25 protein-coding genes are annotated in these 24,569 nt (G+C 29.6%); 1 reads left to right on the forward strand and 24 read right to left on the reverse strand.

Translation table 11 applies throughout. The features are described 5' to 3' along the window. The first annotated feature begins 918 nt into the window (after positions 1-918). Positions 919-1,140 carry a hypothetical protein gene (locus B2217_RS03350; RefSeq protein ID WP_280045891.1) on the forward strand — a complete coding sequence of 74 codons (222 nt, stop codon included), beginning with the start codon at positions 919-921 and terminating at the stop codon, positions 1,138-1,140. A 27-nt stretch (positions 1,141-1,167) separates the two neighbouring features. On the opposite strand, the gene B2217_RS03355 is transcribed toward B2217_RS03350, so the two are convergent. The 24 genes from B2217_RS03355 to pyk form a co-directional block, all read right to left on the reverse strand. Further along, entirely contained in the window at positions 1,168-1,806 is a 639-nt protein-coding gene (locus B2217_RS03355; RefSeq protein WP_291122083.1) for an HAD family hydrolase, read from the reverse strand. Next, positions 1,796-2,767 (reverse strand): ATP-grasp domain-containing protein, encoded by a 972-nt coding sequence (locus tag B2217_RS03360; RefSeq protein WP_291122084.1) that lies wholly within the window; start codon positions 2,765-2,767, stop codon positions 1,796-1,798. The genes B2217_RS03355 and B2217_RS03360 overlap by 11 nt, the downstream gene beginning before the upstream one ends. Continuing rightward, complete coding sequence (locus tag B2217_RS03365; protein WP_291122085.1) at positions 2,767-3,873, reverse strand: glycosyltransferase family 4 protein; 1,107 nt, start codon at positions 3,871-3,873, stop codon at positions 2,767-2,769. Before B2217_RS03365 ends, B2217_RS03360 begins: the two co-directional genes overlap by 1 nt. A gap of 3 nt (positions 3,874-3,876) precedes the next feature. Then, complete coding sequence (locus B2217_RS03370; protein WP_291122086.1) at positions 3,877-4,482, reverse strand: sugar transferase; 606 nt, start codon at positions 4,480-4,482, stop codon at positions 3,877-3,879. 22 nt (positions 4,483-4,504) lie between these two features. Then, positions 4,505-5,641 (reverse strand): glycosyltransferase family 4 protein, encoded by a 1,137-nt coding sequence (locus tag B2217_RS03375; RefSeq protein ID WP_291122087.1) that lies wholly within the window; start codon positions 5,639-5,641, stop codon positions 4,505-4,507. After that, a complete protein-coding gene (locus B2217_RS03380; RefSeq protein WP_291122088.1) occupies positions 5,642-6,952 on the reverse strand; it encodes a glycosyltransferase in 1,311 nt (436 codons plus the stop codon). A gap of 1 nt (position 6,953) precedes the next feature. Continuing rightward, positions 6,954-7,892 carry a glycosyltransferase family 2 protein gene (locus B2217_RS03385; RefSeq protein ID WP_291122089.1) on the reverse strand — a complete coding sequence of 313 codons (939 nt, stop codon included), beginning with the start codon at positions 7,890-7,892 and terminating at the stop codon, positions 6,954-6,956. 11 nt (positions 7,893-7,903) lie between these two features. Next, positions 7,904-9,232, reverse strand: a complete 1,329-nt coding sequence (locus B2217_RS03390) for a hypothetical protein (RefSeq protein ID WP_291122090.1) — start codon at positions 9,230-9,232, stop codon at positions 7,904-7,906. After that, the gene (locus tag B2217_RS03395; protein ID WP_291122091.1) at positions 9,232-10,344 is read right to left on the reverse strand and encodes a hypothetical protein; all 1,113 of its coding nucleotides are present in this window, start codon (positions 10,342-10,344) and stop codon (positions 9,232-9,234) included. The genes B2217_RS03390 and B2217_RS03395 overlap by 1 nt, the downstream gene beginning before the upstream one ends. Next, on the reverse strand, positions 10,337-11,446 hold the full coding sequence (locus B2217_RS03400; RefSeq protein WP_291122092.1) for an EpsG family protein: 1,110 nt from the start codon (positions 11,444-11,446) through the stop codon (positions 10,337-10,339). Before B2217_RS03400 ends, B2217_RS03395 begins: the two co-directional genes overlap by 8 nt. 3 nt (positions 11,447-11,449) lie before the next feature. Further along, positions 11,450-12,655, reverse strand: coding sequence for a glycosyltransferase (locus B2217_RS03405; RefSeq protein ID WP_291122093.1), 1,206 nt, complete (start codon positions 12,653-12,655; stop codon positions 11,450-11,452). 6 nt (positions 12,656-12,661) lie between these two features. Beyond that, on the reverse strand, positions 12,662-13,801 hold the full coding sequence (wecB, locus tag B2217_RS03410) for a non-hydrolyzing UDP-N-acetylglucosamine 2-epimerase (protein ID WP_291122094.1): 1,140 nt from the start codon (positions 13,799-13,801) through the stop codon (positions 12,662-12,664). A 51-nt stretch (positions 13,802-13,852) separates the two neighbouring features. Then, positions 13,853-14,113 (reverse strand): four helix bundle protein, encoded by a 261-nt coding sequence (locus tag B2217_RS03415; protein ID WP_291122095.1) that lies wholly within the window; start codon positions 14,111-14,113, stop codon positions 13,853-13,855. 129 nt (positions 14,114-14,242) lie between these two features. After that, on the reverse strand, positions 14,243-15,361 hold the full coding sequence (locus B2217_RS03420) for an NAD-dependent epimerase/dehydratase family protein (RefSeq protein WP_291122096.1): 1,119 nt from the start codon (positions 15,359-15,361) through the stop codon (positions 14,243-14,245). Continuing rightward, positions 15,361-15,804, reverse strand: coding sequence for a WxcM-like domain-containing protein (locus tag B2217_RS03425; RefSeq protein WP_291122097.1), 444 nt, complete (start codon positions 15,802-15,804; stop codon positions 15,361-15,363). Before B2217_RS03425 ends, B2217_RS03420 begins: the two co-directional genes overlap by 1 nt. A 162-nt stretch (positions 15,805-15,966) precedes the next feature. Further along, positions 15,967-17,001: a polysaccharide biosynthesis protein gene (locus B2217_RS03430; RefSeq protein WP_291093687.1), complete on the reverse strand. Its 1,035-nt coding sequence runs from the start codon at positions 16,999-17,001 to the stop codon at positions 15,967-15,969. Between the two features lie 98 nt (positions 17,002-17,099). Next, complete coding sequence (gene rfbA / locus B2217_RS03435) at positions 17,100-17,960, reverse strand: glucose-1-phosphate thymidylyltransferase RfbA (protein WP_291093690.1); 861 nt, start codon at positions 17,958-17,960, stop codon at positions 17,100-17,102. Between the two features lie 159 nt (positions 17,961-18,119). Then, positions 18,120-18,482: a four helix bundle protein gene (locus B2217_RS03440; protein ID WP_291122098.1), complete on the reverse strand. Its 363-nt coding sequence runs from the start codon at positions 18,480-18,482 to the stop codon at positions 18,120-18,122. An 80-nt stretch (positions 18,483-18,562) separates the two neighbouring features. Then, positions 18,563-19,117 (reverse strand): dTDP-4-dehydrorhamnose 3,5-epimerase, encoded by a 555-nt coding sequence (gene rfbC / locus B2217_RS03445; protein WP_291122099.1) that lies wholly within the window; start codon positions 19,115-19,117, stop codon positions 18,563-18,565. Then, on the reverse strand, positions 19,117-20,436 hold the full coding sequence (locus B2217_RS03450; RefSeq protein ID WP_291122100.1) for a nucleotide sugar dehydrogenase: 1,320 nt from the start codon (positions 20,434-20,436) through the stop codon (positions 19,117-19,119). The genes rfbC and B2217_RS03450 overlap by 1 nt, the downstream gene beginning before the upstream one ends. Continuing rightward, the gene (locus B2217_RS03455; protein ID WP_286512493.1) at positions 20,436-21,452 is read right to left on the reverse strand and encodes an NAD-dependent epimerase/dehydratase family protein; all 1,017 of its coding nucleotides are present in this window, start codon (positions 21,450-21,452) and stop codon (positions 20,436-20,438) included. Before B2217_RS03455 ends, B2217_RS03450 begins: the two co-directional genes overlap by 1 nt. Beyond that, a complete protein-coding gene (locus B2217_RS03460; RefSeq protein WP_114998507.1) occupies positions 21,452-21,871 on the reverse strand; it encodes an adenylyltransferase/cytidyltransferase family protein in 420 nt (139 codons plus the stop codon). Before B2217_RS03460 ends, B2217_RS03455 begins: the two co-directional genes overlap by 1 nt. A 101-nt stretch (positions 21,872-21,972) precedes the next feature. Next, the gene (locus tag B2217_RS03465; protein WP_291122101.1) at positions 21,973-22,965 is read right to left on the reverse strand and encodes a mannose-1-phosphate guanylyltransferase; all 993 of its coding nucleotides are present in this window, start codon (positions 22,963-22,965) and stop codon (positions 21,973-21,975) included. A gap of 130 nt (positions 22,966-23,095) precedes the next feature. Beyond that, positions 23,096-24,538 carry a pyruvate kinase gene (gene pyk / locus B2217_RS03470; protein ID WP_291122102.1) on the reverse strand — a complete coding sequence of 481 codons (1,443 nt, stop codon included), beginning with the start codon at positions 24,536-24,538 and terminating at the stop codon, positions 23,096-23,098. Between the last annotated feature and the right edge of the window lie 31 nt (positions 24,539-24,569).

Below are 24,569 nucleotides of genomic sequence, written 5' to 3' on the forward strand. Positions count from 1 at the left end.
TTTCATAATTTTACATAAGTTTTTTAAAATTCAACATTAGTTTTAAAAGCCACTCCTTTTCCAGTACATCGCGCCAACTTTGTTTTTGGGAAAGGGGTTTTTATTAAGTTTTGCGTTCTACGCTTAACGTTTTATTCTTTCTTGCTGTCACATTGAGTGATTTTCGTTTCATAGAAAAAGAAAATAGTATCGAAATGTCTTTTCTTTATTTTTCATTTTTTTGCTCATCCAAAAAAACGAAACAAAAAAAGATGCCGACAGTAGTCTCTCAATGATTCAACTAACTAAATTATTTTCATAAAGTTGGCAACTCGCTCCACTCAAACACTCCAACTTTTTTTATTCCAATAATTTCGAATTGAATTGCATTTCGATTCTAAATCGTAGGATTCTTTATTCTTTTTCAATATTCAAATTCGTTAACACTTATAACAACGAATTTTGTCATTCTGAACTTGTTTCAGAATCGCATCTAAAGTCTCAACTTCAATCCATAATACTTTGTACGTCATAACTACTACATTTTACAATTCTAACTGAATCGAATAACCGTCTGTGCAAAATCTTTAAATCTTGCAAAAGTGTAGAGGGTAAAACAAATGGTATAGAGGAATAACCAAGTGTATAAAGTTCGATGCGAATGTGATGGAAGAAAACGACCAAAAACAAGAAAGGCATGGAACTCTTCTTAAAGCATTAGAGGTACTGGTATACCGAGCAACAATAAGAGAGCCCACGCCTAGGTCGTGAGCAAATTTACTTATTTTCTCGTTGCTACAAAAATTACCAGTTTTCCAATGCGAGATAAAAGTATTTTTACTTTATTTTTTAACTATCTGATAACAAATATAATAATAATATTTGATATTCGGATATAAATCCGAATTATTTTTTTAAATAACTCTTTCATTTGTCTAAATGAAGGATAAAAACAGAAAAATTGTAGAGTTTATAAGAGACAATTGGTTAGCAGATAGTCAAAGCAACCTTTCTTTTGCAAATTCTCATGGAATTGATGAAAAGACTGTAAGATTAATTAAAGAAGATGAAAATTATAATATCAGTTTAAAAACAATTTTAAGAATTTGTGAAGCGCGAGAAATTAAATTATATGAATTTTTCAAATTAGTCAACATATAAAAGGCTCCTAATGGAGCCTTATCTTTTTTATAATTTTAATAATTCATTTAAACTATTTATCTTTAATTGAGGTAAAAATTGTTGATCTAAATTAAAATCTTGTTTATGTATATTAAATCCTTTGTTTAATATACAAATTGAAGTCCACCCTAATTTATTTGGAGTTACAAAATCTTTTTTTGTATTATCTCCAATGTAAAAATAGTCATCTATTTCAGGCTCTTGGAAAACTTTAAAATTACTCTCATTAGGTTTCATTGATCCAAACTCTTCTGATATTACTATTCTATCAAATAAATTTTCTATCTCTAAAGCCTTTAATTTATTTCGCTGTGTTACAGAACGACCATCTGTAATCAAACCTAATTTATATCCTTTGGATTTTATTTTTTTTAAAAGGTCATCTGTCCCTTCGTTTAAAGAAATATTCGGAAAATGGTTTCTATACATTTGTAAAAGCTGTTCTTTTGAAAAATTAGTGTAATTATTTATCAAAAAATCAAATACATTTTCTCCTTCGTGATATTTAATCAACATTAGTTTGAACAATTCTTCTTGATTCTTTTTATCTATAAAATCTGCTATTTCTTTAAAAGCTGATTTGAGAAAATCAATTTCGTACATTAATGTATCATCAAGATCAAAAATGATATATTTAACCTTCATAATTACGAACTAAAACTTCATCGTCATAACGAAGCATTAATAAATTATTCTCCCAATTTTCAGTATAATCAATCGTTTTTCCTAAAATATATTCTTCAATCAAATATTTAGGATAATTAGCTCCTGCTAAATAACTCAGTGGATAACCTCCTCCAAAACGAGGGTTTATCTCAATTCCAATGATACGTTTTGTTTCTTGATTAAAGAAAAATTGCATTGTTAGACATCCTACAGCACCCTCTATATAGGAAAGTCTTTCCTTAACATAAGAAACAATTTCATTTTTGTGTGTAACTCCTTTATTAACTTCACCCGCACGAACAAAAATACGTTTACGAGGAACAATACATTTTAAATTTCCATTTTTATCATAGTAGGTATCTACTGTATATTCATCATGTTTAGCATGATCAATATATTCCATAAACATCAACTTTGGATTTTCGAAATGATAATCTGTTAATTGAGATTCATTTTCGATCAGAAAAGTATCCTTACTTAAGGATCCATCATAAGGCTTAATAAATAAAGGAAAAGTAAGGTTATTTTTATCTAAATTCTTTGGAATATCGATATTATTTTCGAGAAAAAATTGATTAATAATTCGTTTATCTCTACACGCTTTTACAAAATCTAAAGATGAAACAATTGGCGTTATTCCATTATTTAAGAACAGATCTTTATTCTCTGCTAAAACCAATAATTCCGTATCAATTGTAGGAACAATTATTTTAATTTCTAATTCATTACATATTTGCAGAACTTCAGAAATATAATTTGAATCTATTACTCTTTTAACAGTTCTATACCCATCTGACACATGGCAAGCCGGAGCCAAAATAGGATTAAGATCTACTGTATAAACCTTATTTGTACCGTTTAGTTTCTTAATCTCAGTTTGAAAAGCTTTTACCAAAGAAACTCTTTGTCCTGCTGATGTTATAAGTATGTTATTGTTCATTATAAATTAATTACTTTTTGGTAAACTTCAAGAGTTTTTTCCGCCATTATATCGGATGTAAAATTTTTAAGTGCAAATTCTCTACCATTCTTAGCCACTTCCATTCTTAATCTATCATCATTAATTAATTTTTCCAAAATATTTTTCAACTCAATTACATTTTCATTTTCAAAGAGAAAACCTGTTTTACCATGTTCAATCTGATCATAGGCACCTTCTACATTACTTCTAACCAAACAACAACCTGATAAAAACGCTTCAATAGCTACTAATGGAAATCCTTCTAATCTTGATGGTAAAACAAATATGTCCATTATATCATAAAATGGTTTAGGATCTTGATATGGAATTTGAACAATTCTATCTTCAGTTTTTGTCTGAATAATTAAATTTTCTAACCATTCCTTTTCATTTTCTGATTTACTTGAACCTACAATCAATACTTTGTAATTTACACCAGAAATTTTTAAATGCTGAATTGCTTCCAATAAAACATCGTGACCTTTACGTTTCTCAATACTTGCAACTATTCCAATAATTAGAGAATCTGATGGTATAGAAAATTTTTCTTTAAGTACATGTTTTTCTCTGGAACTGATAGAATTTTGATATCTTTTAGAAACACCATGTAAGATCAAATCTATTTGACTTTCTTTATATCCAAAGTGCCTTATTCCATAATCTTTTGTTTCCCTACTTATAGCAATAACTCTAGTAGCATTTTTGTATTCAAAACGATGAGGTAAATCAGCAACATGCAATGTTGACACAAATTTTTTATTGAGTAAATATGGTATAAACGATAGATAAGGAGACTGGACATGAATTATGTCGCATTTCAGCTTGCTTAATTTTCGTAATAAAACCAAAGTCTGATAAACTTTTTGAAAAGTATTAGCCTTATCTACATTTTCAAACCAGACTATGTTGGCACCAGATGCCAAAAATCTTTTCTCTAAATAGTGTAATCCTGCATTTTGATAATTATCCCTACCTATAAATAATGTAACTCTATGTCCTTTTTGAATGAATGCTTCGGTTAAATCTAGTGTATTAGTAGTTAAACCTGTCTCGTTGATTTTAGTTAATAATTTTACTATATGCATTTATTAATTTTTTCCGTTAAACATTTCCATAGTTGCTTGTCCTTCTTGAGATATCCCTTCTCGGACAAAAACTTTCTTTATCGTTAGAAAAAAAATTCTTATGTCCAAAATTAAGGATATATTGTCCACATACCAGACATCTAATTCAAATTTCTTAGTCCAAGAAATGGCATTTCTACCATTTACTTGCGCCCAACCCGTAATACCTGGACGTACATCATGACGACGTTTTTGCGTTTCGTTGTACAATGGTAAATATTGTGGAAGCAATGGTCGAGGACCAATTAGTGCCATATCTCCTTTTAAGACATTGATTAATTGAGGAATTTCGTCTAATGATGTTTTACGAACAAATGCTCCGATTGGCGTTAAACGTTCAGCATCAGACAAAAGATTCCCATTAGCATCCTTCTTATCGTTCATCGTTTTGAACTTGATAATATTAAAGATTTTCTCATTCAATCCTGGACGAGCTTGAAAGAAAAATGGTTTGCCTTCATTTGCAAAATAAAGCCCTACCATTACGAATAGAAATATTGGCAAAAGAATAATCAACCCTATCAAAGCAATGATAAAGTCAAAAAGGCGTTTGAAAAAGTGTTTATACATTTTTACTAATAATTTAACTTTATTAATTCTTTTTCATTTGTAAATAATAATTAAGAGCATGTTTTAAAACGTCCACATGGTTGTATTTTTCTTTGACAATATTAACGCAGCGGTCTTCCATTGTTAATATTATTTTAGAGTTAAGTAAACTCCATTCCATTTTATTTTTTAACTCCTTACTATTCTTAATAGGGATTAAAAATCCATTTTCTCCTTGATTAATAATTTCTGTATATCCTGTTATTTTTGTTGCTATAACAGGTTTTCCCATCAAATTAGCTTCTAATAAAGATAATCCAAACCCTTCTCTATAAGAAGGAGATACAAAGACATTAATAATTGATAAATATTTTTTTACATCTTTCTGAAAACCTAATTCTATTATGTTTTGATTATTTTTTATTCTTTCTATTGTTTCCTTTTTTAAAGGATCTAATTCTTCTTCATAAAATCCTATTAAAAGAAGTTTTGTGTTTTTATATTCTTCATTTAATAACTGAAATGCCTCAATCAGCTCATTTATCCCTTTATCACCAACTATTCTACCCACAAAACCATATACAAAATCTGATTTCAAAATATTTAATTCTTCCCGAATTTCTGATGTGTTATAGTATGAATTTACAAAATCATCTATAAGCATTCCATTTGCACTACCATTATGTATAACGTCTACTTTCTTTGGTGTTAAATCATTTTGTACAATCTCTTTTACACCAAAGCTAACAGCAATAATTTTATTTGCACAAAAACATGATATTTTTTCCATTGTAATCAATATTTTTCGCTTTATTCCTGTTACACCTTCATATCTTAATCCATGTATATAATAAATTCTATTAGGTACTCTCGTAATATAAGCAGCTATCAATCCTAATAAAGATGCTTTAGGTGTATTACAATGTACTACTGTAGGTTTCTCTTTTAAAAAGAATATTATAAGATATATTAAACTTTTAATATCATTAAATAGAGCTATTTCTCTATTCATTTTTATTCCTTTATAATTTACATTTTCTCTAGTTGCAATTTCTTTTAATTGATTAGAAGGTGAGCTAATAAGAGTTACGTCATAAAATTGATTAATATGATTTATCTGTTCTTTAAAAAAATTTAAAGACATAGAAACTGTTGTTATGAGAAAAAATTTTTCTTTCATCTATTTACCCTCTAGTTTAATAACTTTTTCAAAAACATTTCTTATTTTATTCTCAATCAACAAATTATTATGATTTATTTTTCCACATTCGAAAGCTTTTCTAGAATAAGTCCTTATTAATTGTGGATTGTTTACTATCTTTTCTAGCATTGATTTTATTTGTTCTGCATCAGAAATACAAAAAGCTGAATCATTCTTTTTAAGATATTGAAAACCCGCATGTTTATCCCAACATATTGCTATAATAGCACAAGTAGAAGCCATAAGATCTATTATTTTAGTAGAAAATGAAACTCTCGTTGCATATTTATATTTTTTGTCAAATGATTCTACATGCAAAGCTATGTCTGCATTCTTATAAATACTAATAAGTTCTTCAGGTTTAACTGGTTTATGTAAAACTACATCATTTGATAACATTAAAGCTTTTCTCTGTTCAGTTGTAACTTTTTCTTGCGTATAAATATCCAAGGTCATTTTTAACTCATCTGCATTTATTTGTTTTAGAGCTTTCGAAATCTCAACTAATGTTTTCCATCTATTACAATATAACCTCCCTGCGTATACCAACTTTATAGGTATATTTATATTTTTCTCTTCTAACTTTTTATCAAAATTACCTGATTTGAAAAGCGTAGAAGTTGAAATATTATAGGCAGTTTCGTAATCTTTTGCTTGTGCCTCTGAAAACATAAAATAATGTTTATACAGCTTTACATGGTTTTGAAATGCTTTTCTAAAACATATTCTTTTTAACCAATAAAGTGGTGAATAGTTTTTTTGTTTTAAAGAAGCCTCATCATCAGCTGTAAAAGCAACAAAAGGTGCATTTGTCATTTTTGAAACTATGTTTTCAAGACGAAGTAATTTAGGCGTTAATAAACGTGGACAAAACACGATATCAGGATTAAAGTCATCTATGAATTTTTGTAATTCATATTTTTCATATCTCCCGAATAACCAAATCAAATCTCTAATTGTTCTAATACCTTCACCAGCAATAGATTTCATAAAACTATAAAATTTCACAGGTATTTCTTCTGTATTTTGGGTTGTTTGGTTTTGTTGCATTTGAGAAATATTAATCTCAAACTTATTACCTGCTTTTTTACCTAAAATAGATTTCGCCATCATTGCATCAGTAATTTGAAAGTACTGATTACAGACTTTATTCTTTGGAGTTCCTGGACTACAATAGATTTCTGCAAAATCTGCATCAAAATTAGAAAACCAATTACTTAAAACATTGTTCCCATGAATATCATCATTCCAAACTTCATCTGCAATAATTAAAATTTTCATTTTTTTCATGTTACTTTTTTAAACTCAAAATATATGAAACACTTTTGGGTGCTATGTTAAACATATAAAATAGGGTTTTTAAATGTATAGGTATATATTTAGAGTATTTTATATTTGACCAATTTTTTTGAAAGTTTATATAAACATATTGTCTTTGTTCTTTTGTCAACATCTTATTTTCGTATGTTAATAATAATGCTTTACAAAAATGCATTCTAGAATAATCTTCCATCGACTTTACACTTATGTTTTTAAAGAATTCTATTCTCTCCTCATATGCTTCCATAAAATCTAGTCGTGGTTTTTTTTCATACCCTGCCATTGTACTTTCATTATTATCTGTATAATAATAAAGTAATTTATTGGTTACAACTATCTTTTTTGCTTTGAAGTACCATCTCCATGTAATGAAATCGTCTTCAAATAATTTATTTTCTGGAATTTTTAATTCTTCAAAAAGATACTTTTTATATAATTTTCCCCAAACAATAATTTTAGCATAACCTTTTAGAAATACATCATAGTTGTCAACCATTTTTATTTCCTGCTTTTTGTTTATTATCGGAAATGTTTTCTCTACACCTCTTATAAAACCGCATTGAACAATGTCTGCTGAATACTGAATACCTAGATTTAATAGACTCTCTAAATAATCAGGATGAAAAAAATCATCACTATCTAAAAATGTTACATATTCCCCAGTTATGTTGTCAAGTCCTAAATTACGTGCACTTGCAACACCTCCATTGGGCTTATGAAAAACTTTTATTCTTTGGTCTTGTGATGCATATTCATCACAAATTTCTGGAGAATTATCTGGAGAACCGTCGTTTACTAGTATCAGCTCCCAATTTGAGTATGTTTGATTTAATACGCTTTCTATACAAGTATGTAAATAATTTTCTACTTTATATACTGGCATTATTATACTAATTAATATTTTTTTCATTTCAAACTCTATTAATATCTCTTTTCTTTTAAGAAATTTCTCAGCCAAATTGATTGAACTATACAATAAGGCAACATAGCTAATATATTTGCTACTATTATAAATATCCAATTATTGTAATCTTTTGTTATGTATATAAAAACCATAAATAATAAAACACCAACAGTCATGAATATCAATTGAATTTTTAATATTCCAAGCCCATTTGCAAAACTTGATATAATTGAATTCCACATTGAAACAAATACAAAAATTGAAAATACAAAACAATACAAATAATTAATTTGAAATGATTTTTCTTTAAGCCAAATATCTAAAATAGCCTGAGAAGAAAATGTTAATAAAATTAACATAATGATTGATAAAAATAAAAGTTTATATAATCGTTTAGCAAGACCACTTAACCAATTATATTCTTCTTTTTCATATGCTGTGGTGATTTCTGACCACAATGGAGTCATCATTACTACAAAAAAAGAACTCACCAAAGAAAATAAACTGTAATAAACCTTATATGTAACAACATCTTTCGAAGAGTTGGTTGTCGTAATAAATACCTCATTTGTATTTGACATAATAAGATACAATATTTGAATCAAGAAAAAAATTATACCAATAGATAATACTTTTTTTCCGTATTTATAATGAATACTTTTAATAGAAAAGAAATTTGATTTTAATATATATATTTTTACATAAATTGTAACAAATATTATAGGTAAAGTAGATGTAATTAAGTATAATAAACTTAAATTTAATAAATTTACTTCTTCACTATACTTAGGTAAAATTTTTAGCCCTATTAAGAGTAAAATACTCGAAAATAAAGCTATTAAACTTACTAAACTGGGACTATTTAAAGCATATAATACGGAATAGACTGTTTTCAATACAAATTGAATCATTACTCCTAAAAATAAAATGACTATAACTTTTAATAAATATGCATTACTAATGTTGGTATTAAGAAAAGTTTGCCAATTAATAAAAGTAAACACTGGAATAGCTATTATTGAAATAAGGAGTAATAATAAAAATATTACACCGTATGAAGATGAAATTAATCTCTTTATTTCTTCTCCATCACTATTAAGAATAGGGCCTACTAATCTATTCCTAAGCCCATTTGTAACACCTAAGTCAAATGTTATAAACCAATTAATAAAGGCTAATAAGGTAAACCATATCCCTAAAGTAGATTGGTTAGAAAAAAAACTCATATACATTGGTAACATTAATAATGAAATTAACATACCAGAACCTCTTAGAGCAACTGCTAAAAACATATTAACCAGTACTCTTTTATTTCTTTTTTCTAATTTTTTAAGCTTATTAAACATTATTTTTGCAATAATTCCAATAATTCGTGTACGAATTGTTTGTGTAAATTTCTAATCAATGATTCTTCTATTTTAACCAATTCAAAATTCTCTACCTCTTTTATATTTTCATAAAAAAAAATTTCATTTTTTAACTTTGAACAATAAATAGAATCGACTTTTGAAGAAATAATATTTAATCCTGCACCTAAGTATGTCAGAATTTTTGAAGGAAATGCAGTGTCCATATAATCACCAGTAACTTGAGGATTTAAGCCTACATCACAAGTATTTAAAAATGTAAGGAAATCTTCACCTTTCTTTTCACCATGAAATTTTATTCTATTTTTGAAAGGAGATAGCTCTATACATTCTTTCAAACATTTAATATCTTCATCCTCCCCAAACCCTATTATATTTAAGTAATAATTATTCGGTAAATATTCAAGAATATCTATTGATTTAAAGGCTCCTTTCCTGACTGTTTCAATTCCACCAGCATATACTAAATTTATATATTTTTTATCAATACAACTGTAGTTCTGTATTCTTTTATTCACCCTGTAATCACCATATAGAACAATCTTTTCTTTTTTTTCTGATAGCTTATCTTTTAAAATATCAGAGGCTATGATATAATACTCACTATTATTTATTATCCTATCTTCAAACATAGTTAATAATTTAGGAAAAGTCCATATTTCAGAATATATCTCTTCTATTTCTAAAATAATTGTTAGATTTTTTAGTTTTTTTACATAATATAATGGTATACTTAACCATAAAGAATGATATACAATAATTTTTTCATTTTTCCGTATTTTGACTAGTAAATAAAAAAACAACCATAACCATGATAAAACAATGGTAAGGTAATTAAGTATTTTATATTTAGTATTAAAAGATGGGCTATAAATATAATTGTTATTAGCTAAACTTATTGTTTCTCCTCTTTTAAAAAAGGTCTTCTCTGTAGAAATTAACCAAGAAGGTGAAATAATATCAACTCCATATCCAATCTCATTCAAACTACTTATGACATAATCCATTTTATTAACCGCTGATAAAGCACAAGTACGGTTTATTTTAGATGAATTGTGATTGTAAAACCCTATGTATTTTATTCTATTCATTATAGTTTTCTCCTAATTTAATTGGTTCCCAATAAAAACGATATTCTTTTGTATAATTTGTCCTAATAAATAATATGAATAATACTATTACAGCCCATCCTACAATTTCTCTTCTACCTTTGAAAGGAATTTTAATCAATGAATTTATTGCTTTCGGAATTAACAAAATCATATATATAGAAAAATACATAGTAATTCTAAGTAAAGCAGGATTAACCCAAGATAAAGGCAATAAAAACAAAGCACAAGCCATTGCATTATAGTAATGGATATTATTAGCATCTTGCTTTAACAACACTTTTTTTCTATATAATGTAAAAATACAAACCATCATAAATATTATGGTAAAGTTTAATGTTCCCGCTCCATCAAATTCTTTATAATCTTCATAGCCTGCTAAACCTGTTAAAAAAAATGTTAATTGATTTTTAAGCATCATTATTAATGGAAATATTAATAAGGTAGTTGGAAAAATCCATTTCGTATTTTTTATATTGCATAAAAAATAGAACGGTATAAAAATTAATACCGATTTATGTATTAGTGATGTGAGAAGTAAAACACATAAGAACAACAACAACTTTCTTTTTTTTATTAATTTATAACAATAAAAAGTTGCTGCAAGAGCTAACGATTGTCTAATTGCAGTAATTGAGAAAACATAAAAATATAATACATAAAAAATTATTATTGCTAAAAAAGCCTCAGTTATTTTATTCGTATTATTCTTTAAAAAATTATAAAAGGAAATATAGAATATAATAGCAACTAAAAATAGATAAAATTGAAAGTTATTTGTTAAAACTTGTGAAAATTTAACAAAAATAGAATAACCAACATCTTTTCCTTCACCATTATAAAAACTTATTAAATTACCAAATACTTCTTTCCAAGTTATTTTTTTTGTGTTTTCATAATCTAAATAATATCCATAAGTATCTTCTCCCACCCCAAGATTTCGTAAACCTGAAAATAGAACAAAAATTAAACAAATTGTTTTAATGTAATTATTTTTTGTTTTAATTTCATTACCTTTTCTTAGACTAGAAGAAAAAAACACAAAAAATATTACAATCGCAAAAAATATTAATATATATAACATATTTTACATTTTATTTTTATATAAATTAATAATTTCATTGATATTTATAGTTATATCGTAATGTTCTAGAACATAAGCTCTACATTTTTCACTATAAAACGATTTTCCATTTTTTTCTATCGTTTTAACTGCATTAATTCTTGCTAAATTATCACGACTTTTTATAACATACCCACAACCCTCGCCAACAACTTCAGGACATGCAGTTACATTGTTCACGACGACTGGTGTACCACAACTCATTGCTTCTGCTATTACTAAACCAAAGGTATCTTCTGTCGAAAAATGTACGTAAACATCTGCAAAATTATATAGTTTTGCAAGTTCACTCTTTCCATCCACATAAGGAATTACTTTACAGTTTTTCGGAAATTTACAATTTTTTGCCACTTTTCCTACAACAATAATCTGATAATCATTTCCTATTTCCTTCGCAAATTTTATTAAATCATTGTATCGTACCGTTCCCAAACTCCATTGGGCACTAACACAAATAATAGTAAATTTTTCTGAATTCAAATTATATTGATCTATGATAGAATCATCTGAAACCGGTCTAAAAATACTGTGATTTATCCAGTTGTATATAGGCTTTACTTCATAACAGTTTAGTAATGATTGCTTAACTTCTCCTGCTAACCAATTTGACACTGTATGTATTGTTGCTTTTTCTAATTTTGTAAACCACTTCTTTTTATCTCGATGCATTTCTTGACTTTTATCTAAGAAGACACTTGATAAATAAGTTTTAAATTGCGGACAATGAGAACATTCTGTTTTCCACTTATCACATAATAAATCAGAATAATATGCGCACCTTCCTGTAAACGCCCAACAATCGTGTAATGTCCAGATCACTCGCTTTTGTACTAAATTTAGAAAATCAAATAATATTTCTAAATTTAAATAATTACCATGTAAATTATGTAAATGAATAACATCAGGATTATATTCTTTTATAAAATCAATCAATTTTGTAGTTCCTCTTTTAGTATAATATCCTTGTTTACCTATAAGACGACGACCTACATTGTGAAGATGATTTTCTATTCGCGTACCTATTTTAAAGCTTTTATGATAAGATGTTGATAACTGCCCATAAGCAATATAACATTCATGCCCTTGCTGTTCCAACACATTTGCAATATCCTCGCAAATAGAGCCTGTACTTCCATAACCTGATACAGAATTAATCATCAAAACTTTCATACTCTTCTATATTTCTTCTGACCAAACGGTTCTTTTAATATAATCTGCATAAGAAATAATAATTCTTACGACTTTTTCAGAAACATTTGGCATTGAGTAATCTGCAACAGGGCGGAAATTTCTTTCTTCACCTACTTTTTGTTGTAAAACTTGCGTTAAACCTTGCATAATTCTCTCTGGAGAAAGACCTACCATCATTACAGATGCTTCTTCCATCGCTTCTGGACGTTCGTGTGCTTGACGAATATTTAGCGCTTTGAAATTAAGAATAGATGATTCTTCTGAAATTGTTCCTGAATCTGATAAACAAGCATATGCATGCATTTGCAATGCATTGTAATCATGAAAACCAAGCGGTTTTAAAAACTGAATCTCGGGACGCGTTTCGATTTGCATCTTGTCAATCATATTTTGTGTACGTGGATGCGTTGATACAATAATTGGATATTGATATTTTTCCGCAATTGTATTCAATGATGTCATCAATCCACGAAAATTTTTCTCCGAATTGATATTTTCTTCTCTATGAGCAGATACAACAAAAAACTTCCCTTTTACTAAATCTAATTTTTCTAAAACATTTGATGCTTTGATTTCTGGCAAATAATGATTTAGAACTTCGAACATTGGAGAACCTGTTTTGATAATACGATCTGCTGGTAATCCTTCTCTTAACAAATATTCTCTCGCAATGTCTGAATATGTTAAGTTAATATCTGCTGTATGGTCTACGATCTTACGGTTTGTTTCTTCTGGAACCCTTTGATCAAAACAACGATTTCCTGCTTCCATGTGAAAAATCGGAATATGACGTTTTTTTGCAGGAATGGCACATAAACATGAATTTGTATCACCTAAAACTAAAAAAGCATCAGGTTTTATTTCCTCTAAAAGCGGATCTATTTTGATTAAAATATTTCCTACTGTTTCGGTGGCTGTTTTCCCCGCAGCTTCTAAGAAATAATCGGGTTTACGAAGTCCTAAATCTTCAAAAAAGATTTGATTTAATTCGTAATCGTAGTTTTGTCCTGTATGGACGATGATATGTTCTACTGCTTTAGAAGCATCTAAGGCGTCTAGTACTCGTGATAATCTGATGATTTCAGGACGGGTTCCTACCACCGTCATTACTTTTAGTTTTTTCATATCTATTAAGTTAAAAGGAAAATGGAAAAAGGAAAAATTAAATTGTTGCCATTAATTATTTCTTGCATTTTTCACAATCGCTCCTAATATATTTTTAATTTCTTTTGATTCATTTATTATAACAGTTAGTTCGAATGATTCTTTTTCTAATGCTTCAATTAGTCTTAACCAATAATTAGATTCTCTTGCTTCTTTAAGCGAGATGTCTACTTTATTAATAAAATTTGCTTTAGAAGAACCTGCTTGTGCTTCTTCATAATTTGCACCAATAGATGTAGCCGCTTTGACTAATTGATATTTTATTATCTTCAAATCACTAGTATCAGGAAAGTTCTTAAAAATTTAATAACTGCTACATCAAACAAAAAAGTTCTATTCAACAAGTCATTTTTCATTATTAAAATACTTTTACCTTTTTACTTTACACTTCTTACTTCCCTATTACACTTCCAAAAAATAAGTATCCGCATCCTCTGGATTGAATGGTTCATCTATCCAAAAAATGGTATATAAATCTTCATTCCCAATATTTTTGATATTATGGGTGTACCAAATAGGCATATCTACATACGCTGGTTCGGTTCCATCTAAATAGAAATCCAAAACTTCATCTGTATCAATTTTTCTTAGTTGAATTAAAGCTTTTCCTTTAATCACCGCAAAACGTTCAATTTTACGAGTGTGGTAATGATTTCCTCTCGTGATATCTGGAACCGTTGTTGAAAATGAACATTGTCCGCCAATTCCCAAACGAATAACTTCCACAAAAGCACCTCTAGGGTCAGTATGTTGCGTAAATTTCACAGGAAAATGCGTTTTGTAATCGATGTATGAACGATACGTATTGAATAAATTATGTTCAAATTTATCACTCAAAACAGGGATTTCTCCTCCGTCGAAATATTTAGTTTTATAACCGTCTAATAAGTCTAAAACCTCAGACACTTTTTTTGTTGAAGTAGGTTCTACGAATAATTCTGCGGTACTTTTTTCGGAACGAATTTCTTCAATTATTTTCATCACCAATTCTTGAACATAAATTAGCTTTACTTCGCCATCATTTGCAATCGTTGGCGTTTCACCATGTGTTAATTGATGACAAAAAGTTGCGATAAAAGAATTGTAAAATGGCTTACCAAAAGCACCAAAAACATTCGGGATAATCAAACCAGTTGCTTTTCTTCCGTTTTCGTTTGCCCAATTTACAATCGCTTCACGACCTTCACGTTTTGACTTTCCGTATAAATTATCGCGTTCCTCTTGCGTTGAAGAAGACATCAAAACATGTGCTTTAGAATTTGTTCTTTTTAATGAATCTACCAATTTATTGGCTAACGCAACATTGGTTTCGTAGATAAATTGTTCGGATTCGTGACGATTCATCGCTGCTAAATGAACAATTACATCACATTGAGCTACAAATTCGTCTAATTGAGTGTCATTCTCAAAGAATTCTTTATCAAAATCTACTCTTTCAAATTCTTCGGGATATAATCCTAATGTGTTATATAAATGACTTCCTACAAAGCCTTTTTGTCCTGTAATTCCTATTTTTTTCATTATTCATTTTTAAAATAATCTAATGCAAACCTATATTCATCTTGAATTTCGCCCAAGGCATAGTCCGCAAGAACCAACAATTTACTTTCTTCTTCTAAAGCTTGTATTGCTGTTATATGACCTGCTGGAATATGAAGATAAGTTAACAATTCATCAGATAATTCATATGTATTTACAGTTAAATTTTTGGAAGGATTTTCGAAATCATCGACTTTGATGACTGAAATTTCGAATCGACCTTTCATCGTAGCAAACCATCGTTGCTCAATTTTATGTCCTTGCCATCCTCTACTAAAGTATACAGAATGATTCTCGATAGTATAAATGCGCTTGATTTGTGAGGCATCAAAATCATTATTATATGTGATAATTCCTCTTTCGTCTTCGTGTCTATTACCCTTTAGAAATTGGGGATTAGGAATTGGGGATTGGAGACTTTTCATTATAGTTTTGATTACGATACTAGATTAGTCTATTAAACATTTTTTCAATTTGTTCAATCGTATCTATATGTTCATTTAAAGAAACTTCTAAATATTTATGTATCTGCATTTTATTTTAATATTAAACCAATATTTAAATTCCTAGTCTCTAGTACCTAATCACTAGTAAGGATATTGCATTACATCTTCACCGAATACCTCTTTACGAATTAAAGGTAATGTAGATACTAGTTTTTTTAATCCTTCAACACCTTGTTGTTCTGTATTATGCGAATGATAATCCTCAATTATAGATACATCTTTCTCTCCTTCCGAGAAATATTTTGCATAATTTAAATCACGATTATCCGCTGGTACACGGTAAAAATCTCCCATATCTTCAGCCTTCATCATTTCTTCACGTGTACAAAGTGTTTCGTATAACTTTTCACCATGACGTGTACCAATTACTTTTACTGGAACTTTTTTACCTGTTAATTCTATTAAGGCTTGAGCTAAATCTCCAATCGAACCTGCTGGAGCTTTATTCACAAACAAATCTCCAGGGTTTCCATTTTCAAAAGCGAAAAGAACTAAATCTACTGCATCTTCTAAAGACATGAAGAAGCGAGACATGTTAGGATCTGTGATTGTGATAGGTTCTCCTTTTTGAATTTGATTTAAAAACAATGGAATAACCGATCCGCGAGATGCCATTACATTCCCATAACGTGTTAAACATACAACAGTTTCAGTCAAGTTACGTGCTTCTGCAACAGCAACTTTTTCCATCATCGCTTTAGAAATTCCCATCGCATTAATTGGATAAGCTGCTTTGTCTGTCGAAAGACAAATTACTTTTTTAACACCATTAGAAGAGGCAGCACGGATCACATTCTGCGTACCTTCTACATTTGTTTTTACTGCTTGCATTGGAAAAAATTCGCACGAAGGAACTTGCTTCAATGCTGCCGCGTGAAAAATATAATCTACACCACGAGTCGCTGGTTCTACTGAGTTGAAATCTCGAACATCGCCAATATAATATTTAATTTTATCGTTTTTGTAAAGATTACGCATATCATCTTGCTTTTTCTCATCACGTGAAAAAATGCGAATTTCTTTGAAATGATCGGTTGCTAAAAAACGGTTAAGAACAGCTGTTCCAAAAGAACCTGTTCCACCTGTAATTAGAAGTACTTTATCTTTTATTTGCATTTTTTTATTAATTACATTTTAGATTTTAAAAATATTTTTTTTAGTAAAATAGAATATCAATAATTATTTGATCTAACATTTAAAAACAATTATTTGTCTTATTTACAAACCTTCATTAAATACTCCCCATAACCACTTTTTTGTAATGGTTCTGCAATTTTTGTTAATTGCTCTTTGTTGATATATCCCATTCTATAGGCTACCTCCTCAATAGCTCCAATTTTCATTCCTTGGCGTTCTTCAATCACTTGAACAAATTGCCCCGCTTGCATCAACGAATTGATTGTTCCTGTATCTAACCATGCTGTACCGCGATTGAAAACACCAACTTTCAATTTACCTCTCTTCAGATATTCGGCATTGATATCTGTAATTTCTAACTCTCCACGAGGAGATGGTTTTATATTTTTAGCAATTTCTATCACATTATTGTCATAAAAATATAATCCCGGAACTGCATAATTTGATTTTGGTTCAGAAGGCTTCTCTTCAATCGAAACTACTTCATTATTCTTGTTAAACTCAACAACACCATATCTTTCAGGATCAGATACTTGATATGCAAAAACTACTCCTCCGTCAGGATTCGCAGAATCTTGTAATAATTTAGACATTCCAGAAGCATAGAAAATATTATCTCCTAAAATTAAAGCTACTTTATCATCACCAATAAATTCTTCTCCTAGAATAAACGCTTGCGCTAAACCATCTGGACTTGGTTGTTCTTTATAAGAAAATTTACATCCTATTTGAGAACCGTCACCTAATAACTTCTCGAAATGAGGTAAATCGTGTGGTGTAGAAATAATCAATATTTCATTAATTCCAGCCAACATTAAAGTTGACAATGGATAATAAATCATTGGTTTATCATACACAGGCATCAATTGCTTACTTACAGCCAATGTTAATGGATGTAATCGCGTACCTGATCCTCCTGCTAAAATTATTCCTTTCATGTTTTTTTGTTGTTAGATGGTTAAAGGGTTAGAGAGTAAAATGGTTAAAAATATACTTTTTAACTTCTTAATTCTTTATTGTTAATAAGGTAAGACGGTTATACTATTATAGAAAATAACATTATATCTTTTTAATCTTCTAACCTCTTCTCCTTTTAGCTATTTATCTTCTTTCAACTTATTTATTAATTTTGATAACATATTTTTTATAAAGAAAATTCTATTTGTAATTATTTCATTCTCTTCTGAATATTTTAATCGATATGAAATCTCAACTTGTGTTTCTAATTCACTTAATGACCCTAAACTAATATATAAAAAACGTATGAACTCAGCATATCCATTTCTTCCTGCCCCTTCTGCAATATTAGAAGGAATTGAAATTGATGCTCTTCTCATTTGACTAATTAATCCAAATTGTTCCTCTTTCGGGAAGTTACTTGTTAATCTATAAATTTCTTCTACAAGTATCATTGATTCTTGCCAAACTTTAAGGTCTTTATGAGAATTAATTTTATTCATATATATTTAGTTAGATGGTTAGATGGTTAGATGGTTAGATGGTTAGATGGTTAGATGCAAAATTACATAATTTCTTAACATTATAACTTCTTCACTTTAAACTCACCAAACGATTGCGCTTCTTGATCTTTATCAGAGATTATCATTTTATCTGAAGGAACTCCCCAGTCAATTCCAATTTCTTCATCTAATGGATTCACTCCATCTTCTGCTTCTTTGTTATATCCATTGTCACATTTATAGAAAAATGTAGCTGAATCAGAAATAACAGAAAATCCATGTAAAAATCCTCTCGGAATAAACAACTGTTTTTTGTTTACTGCAGATAACTCAACCGCTACTGATTGACCATAGGTTTCAGAACCTGGACGAACATCAACTGCAACATCTATCACTGTACCCTCTACAACACGAACTAACTTTGCTTGCGCATGTTCTCCCGATTGCATATGTAGTCCACGAACTACACCGTAAGAAGATTTAGACTGATTATCTTGAACAAAAGTTGGCTTGTAACCCAAAATTTCTTCCAATTTATTCTCGTTATATGATTCGAAAAAATAACCTCTCGAATCTTCAAAAACTGTAGGTTCTAAAATAAAACAACCTTTTAATTTCGTTTCTGTCGCTTTCATTATAGTCGTTTATCAACTTCTTCTTTAGGCAAAGCCCCTTTTACATCATAAATCACACCATTTTCATTTAAATAATCATTTAACTGAAGATTTAAAAATTCGTCGTGTGAAACAGTCAAAATAATAGCGTCAAATTTAGATTCTTCGACAAACTCAGAATGACATTTTATTCCATATTCGTGCATCACCTCATCTGGGTTAGCCCAAGGGTCTAAAGTTGTCACCTCTATTCCATATTCTTCTAATGCATTAATCACGTCAATTGCTTTAGAATTACGAATATCAGGGCAATTTTCTTTAAAGGTAATTCCTAAATTTAGAACTCTTGCTCCTTTTACTTTGATGTCGTTATTTATTAACAATTTAACAACTTGCGAAGCTACAAAAGCTCCCATCGAGTCATTTAATCGTCTTGCTGCTAAAATTAATTCAGAATAATAACCAATTTCTTGTGCTTTTTGAGCCAAATAAAATGGATCAACGCCAATACAATGTCCTCCAACTAAACCTGGTTTAAATGGTAAAAAATTCCATTTTGTTCCAGCAGCTTCTAAAACATCGTTTGTATCAATATCCATTAGCGAGAAAATCTTCGATAATTCATTAATAAACGCAATATTGATATCACGTTGCGAGTTTTCAATTACTTTTGACGCTTCTGCAACTTTAATTGTTGGTGCTAAATGTGTTCCAGCAACAATTACCGATTTATATAAATCATCAACAATTTTTCCAATTTCTGGAGTTGAACCTGATGTTACTTTTAAAATTTTCTCAACCGTATGTTTTTTATCTCCTGGATTAATTCGCTCTGGTGAATATCCCGCATAAAAATCTTGGTTAAACTTCAATCCCGAAAATTGTTCCAATACTGGAATACATTCTTCTTCTGTAACACCTGGATAAACCGTTGATTCGTAAATAACAATATCATTTGGTTTTAAAACTTTACCTACTGTTTCTGAAGACTTTTTAAGCGGTGTTAAATCAGGTCGATTATTCTTATCTACAGGAGTTGGAACGGTTACAATAAAAATTGTAGCATCTCTAATATCTTCTGTATTCGAAGAGCAAAACAACCCGTTTTGAGATTCTTCGACAAGGTCAGAATGTGAATTAAAAGGATTTTGTTTAACTAAAACATTTTGTAAAACATTATTTTCAACTTCTAAAGTTGAATCTACTCCATTATTTAATTCAGTAATACGTTTCTGATTGATATCAAACCCAACAACAGGGTATTTTGTTGCAAATAATCGAGCCAAAGGTAGACCTACGTAACCTAAGCCGATAACTGCTATTTTATGTTGTTGATTCATTATTTATTATAATATTTTCTGTACCATTGTACAAAGTTATACACTCCTTTGTCAACAGGATAATTTGGGTTATAGCCAAATTTATCTTTCAAATCTTGGACATCTGCCCATGTTTGATTGACATCTCCTGCTTGCATCGGATACATTTCTAAAATAGCTTTTTCACCTGTCGAATGTTCGACTTCTTTGATAAAATCCATTAATTGAACAGGTTTACTATTCCCAATATTGTATAATTGGTATTTTTCGTTTGTATTTTTATCTTCAAGAATTTTGTCAATTCCTTGAATAATATCATCAATATATGTGAAATCGCGTGATAAATCGCCGTGATTAAAAACTTTTAAAGGTTGATGATTCAATATAGCATCTGTAAACAAAAACATTGCCATATCTGGTCGTCCCCAAGGTCCATAAACAGTGAAAAAGCGCAAACCTATCGTTTGGAAATCGTACAAATGACTATACGCATGCGCCATTAGCTCGTTTGCTTTTTTGGTTGCAGCGTATAAACTAATAGGATGATCAACATTTTGATTTGTTGAAAAAGGAACATCTGAAGAGTTTCCGTAAATACTTGAACTACTTGCGTACAATAATTTTTTGACGTTATAATTTCGGCAACTTTCTAAAATATTTAGAAAACCAACCAAATTACTTTGTCCATAGGCATCAGGATTTTCGATACTATAACGAACACCAGCCTGAGCTGCCATATTAACAACCGAATCAAAAGAATATTCTTTAAAAAGTTGAGCTAATGACTCTTTGTCTTCTAAATTCATTCGATAGAAAATCATCTTTTCTTCGTGTTTAGAAGATAGAACTTTCTGATCAAAATTTGAAGCAAATTCTTGATTGATTCCTAATTCTTTTAATCGATCATATTTTAACTGAATAGTGTAATAATCGTTAATATTATCAATTCCAACAACTTTGATATTTTTTTCGATTAATTTTTCAGCTAAATGGTAACCTATAAAACCAGCTACACCAGTTATTAATACTGTTTTCATTATTTCTCCTTTTCAGAAGTCGCAACTACTTTTCTTAATCCAGAACTAGAGAAGCGGTGTGTACGCTTGTTGTAGTAAATTTGAATATTATTATCTAAACAATATTGTTTTCCCGTAAAGTCGATATTTCGATATTCTTCGCCAATAACTCTAACATTTATTGGTAAAGCACTTAACATATCAAACAAATCTTGTTCGGTTTCGTAGGGAATGATTTCGTCGACATATCGACAACCTTCTAATTGAATATAACGCTCTACAATAGATTGAGTAGGACTATTTTTTGAAGGGTCTACACTTGCAGGATCAGTATTAAGCCCTACAATTAAGTAGTCGCATTGTCTTTTGGCTTCTTCGAGCATCATCACATGACCTGCATGAAGAAGGTCAAATATACCGAATGTAATTCCCGTTGTCATTTTATAATAATATTGTTGGAACGACAAATTTAAGGATTTATATTGAATTAATTTTAAGCTTTTATGACATAAAAAAAGCACTCAAATCGAGTGCTAAGTATTTAAATTAATTCAGAATTTATTTTTTCTAAATGCGTGTAAACATTCTTTACTTCCTGCGAATATTCTTTTTGTAGAATTAAATTCGCTGTCGGGGTATTCACAAAAATGGTATTTTGCAAACCAACAAAAGAAGTATAAACATCTGTTCCAATCACCATGTTTCCATTACGATCGACATAATGTCCGTTCATTATAAAATAATCATACAACGATTCGAAAGAACCTAAATCATTCCAAACAAATTTTGCTGGAACTACTTTTATCTTCTTGCTTCGTTCCATTACGGCGTAATCGATACTATTTGATGGAATATTCATTGAAAGTTCTTCGTTCAATTCTCCGTTAATATTGTCAGACCAAGCAATTTTTGAAGCTTCGTAAATATCTTTCTCAAATTTCTTTAATTCTTTCAGTAAAATTTTTGCTTTGAAACAAAACATTCCACTATTCCACAAAAAGTTTCCTTGCTCGATAAAATCTTGCGCAGTAATATGATTTGGTTTTTCGCGGAAAGAAAGTACATTATCTCCTTTGTGCTCAATATAACCATAACCCGTTTCTGGACGAGTCGCATGAACACCAAATGTTACGATATAATCTTTTTCGGCTAGCGCAATCGCTTTTTTCATTGCAACTTGATAAGCTTCCATATCTTCAATCAAATGATCAGATGGTGTAACAATTAGAATATCATCATCCTCAACTGCTAAAGCTGCAAATGCAATTGCCGCCGCTGTATTACGTGGAACAGCTTCTACAATTTTTGTGTATTCAACATCAAGTTTATCTAAAACTTCTTGACTTAAATGGTCATTATCTTTATTCCCAATCACAATTAATTTATCGGCAATTGGACGATTACGTTGAATCGTTAACTCAAATAATGATTGCTCATTAAACAAAGGTAAATATTGTTTTGGATGACTTTTACGAGAAAGTGGCCATAAACGACTTCCTACTCCTCCAGATAATATCACGTTATAAATACACATAAATTCTTCTAATTCGAACTTGTAAAGTTATTAAAAACTACTATATCATTGCATTCTATTATGATTTTTCTTTTAAGCACAAAAAAAAGCGTTCAAAATTGAACGCTTTAAAGTATTATTATTGATTTTATTAAATCATCGAAATACGTAATGTATTTGTAATTCCTTTCTCAAATGCTGGCATTGCATTAAGATTAATGATATAATCACCATATTCTACATAACCTGCATTTTTCGCCAAGATATTTACTTCAGTTACCGTTTGATCTGTAGAAGTATCGCGAGGATCGTAATTGATAGCTTTTACTCCCCATAACAAATTCAACATACGGTTAATACGTTTACTTGGATTGAAAACCAAAATAAATGAATTTGGACGATGAGAAGAAATTTGGAAAGCTGTATAACCAGAATACGTTAAAGTTGCAATTGCTTTCGCTCCTGTATCTTCTGCCATTCTAGCTGCATTATAACAAACCATATCAGTTACGAAACGTTCGTTTTTGATCTTTGGTTTGTGTTCTGGTACATGTACGTGATCATCATCTTCAACAGTTTGAAGAATCTTCGTCATTTTCTCGATAACTTGTACAGGATATTGTCCTACAGAAGTTTCTCCAGATAACATTACCGCATCTGCTCCATCAAAAACTGCATTCGCTACGTCAGAAACCTCCGCACGAGTTGGTGTCAAACTAGAAATCATTGTTTCCATCATTTGCGTTGCAACAATAACTGGTTTACGAGCTAATTTCGCTTTGTCAATTAATTGTTTTTGCGCTTTTGGAACGATTTCAAACGGAACCTCAACTCCTAAATCTCCACGAGCAACCATTAATCCATCAGAAAATTCTAAAATATCATCGATATTTTCTAATGCTTCTGGTTTTTCAATTTTAGAGATAATTGGAATTTTTAATGTTCCATTTTCTTTGATAAATTCTGATAAATCTTTTACATCTTGTCCAGAACGAACGAAAGATAATGCAAACCAATCTACACGATTTTCGATTGCGAATTTTGCATCTTCTTTATCTTTTTCTGTTAAAGCTGGTAAAGAAATATTTGTATTTGGTAAGTTAACTCCTTTTTTAGAACGTAATGGACCACCTTGAATCGTTTCTGCTTTTACAGTATCTGTTCCATTTGTCTCGATTACTTTGAAGATTAATTTTCCGTCATCAATCAAAATATTTTCTCCCACTTGCACGTCTTGCGCAAACTTTTTGTACGTCATAAAAACTTTCTCTTTCGTTCCTATAACATCTTCGTTTGTGAAAGTTAAAATATCTCCTGGATTGATGATAAAATCTTCGTGTTCCATTTTTCCAATACGCAACTTAGGACCTTGTAAATCCGCTAAAATTGCTGTATTGTAGCCATGATCGTTATTTAATTGATGGATTGTTTCAATCTTACGTTTCACATCCGCATAATCTGCGTGCGAAAAGTTGATACGGAACACATCTGTTCCTTTTCTCATCATTTCTAATAAAATCTCTGGACTTTCTGTTGCCGGACCTAAAGTCGCGACAATTTTTGTCTTTTTAAGATATTGTCTATCGTAAATCATAATTTTTCCCTTTTTTTATGCACAATATTTT

This window comes from Empedobacter sp. UBA7620 (genome assembly GCF_002484185.1).
In the GTDB taxonomy this organism is placed as follows: Bacteria; Bacteroidota; Bacteroidia; order Flavobacteriales; family Weeksellaceae; genus Empedobacter; species Empedobacter falsenii_C.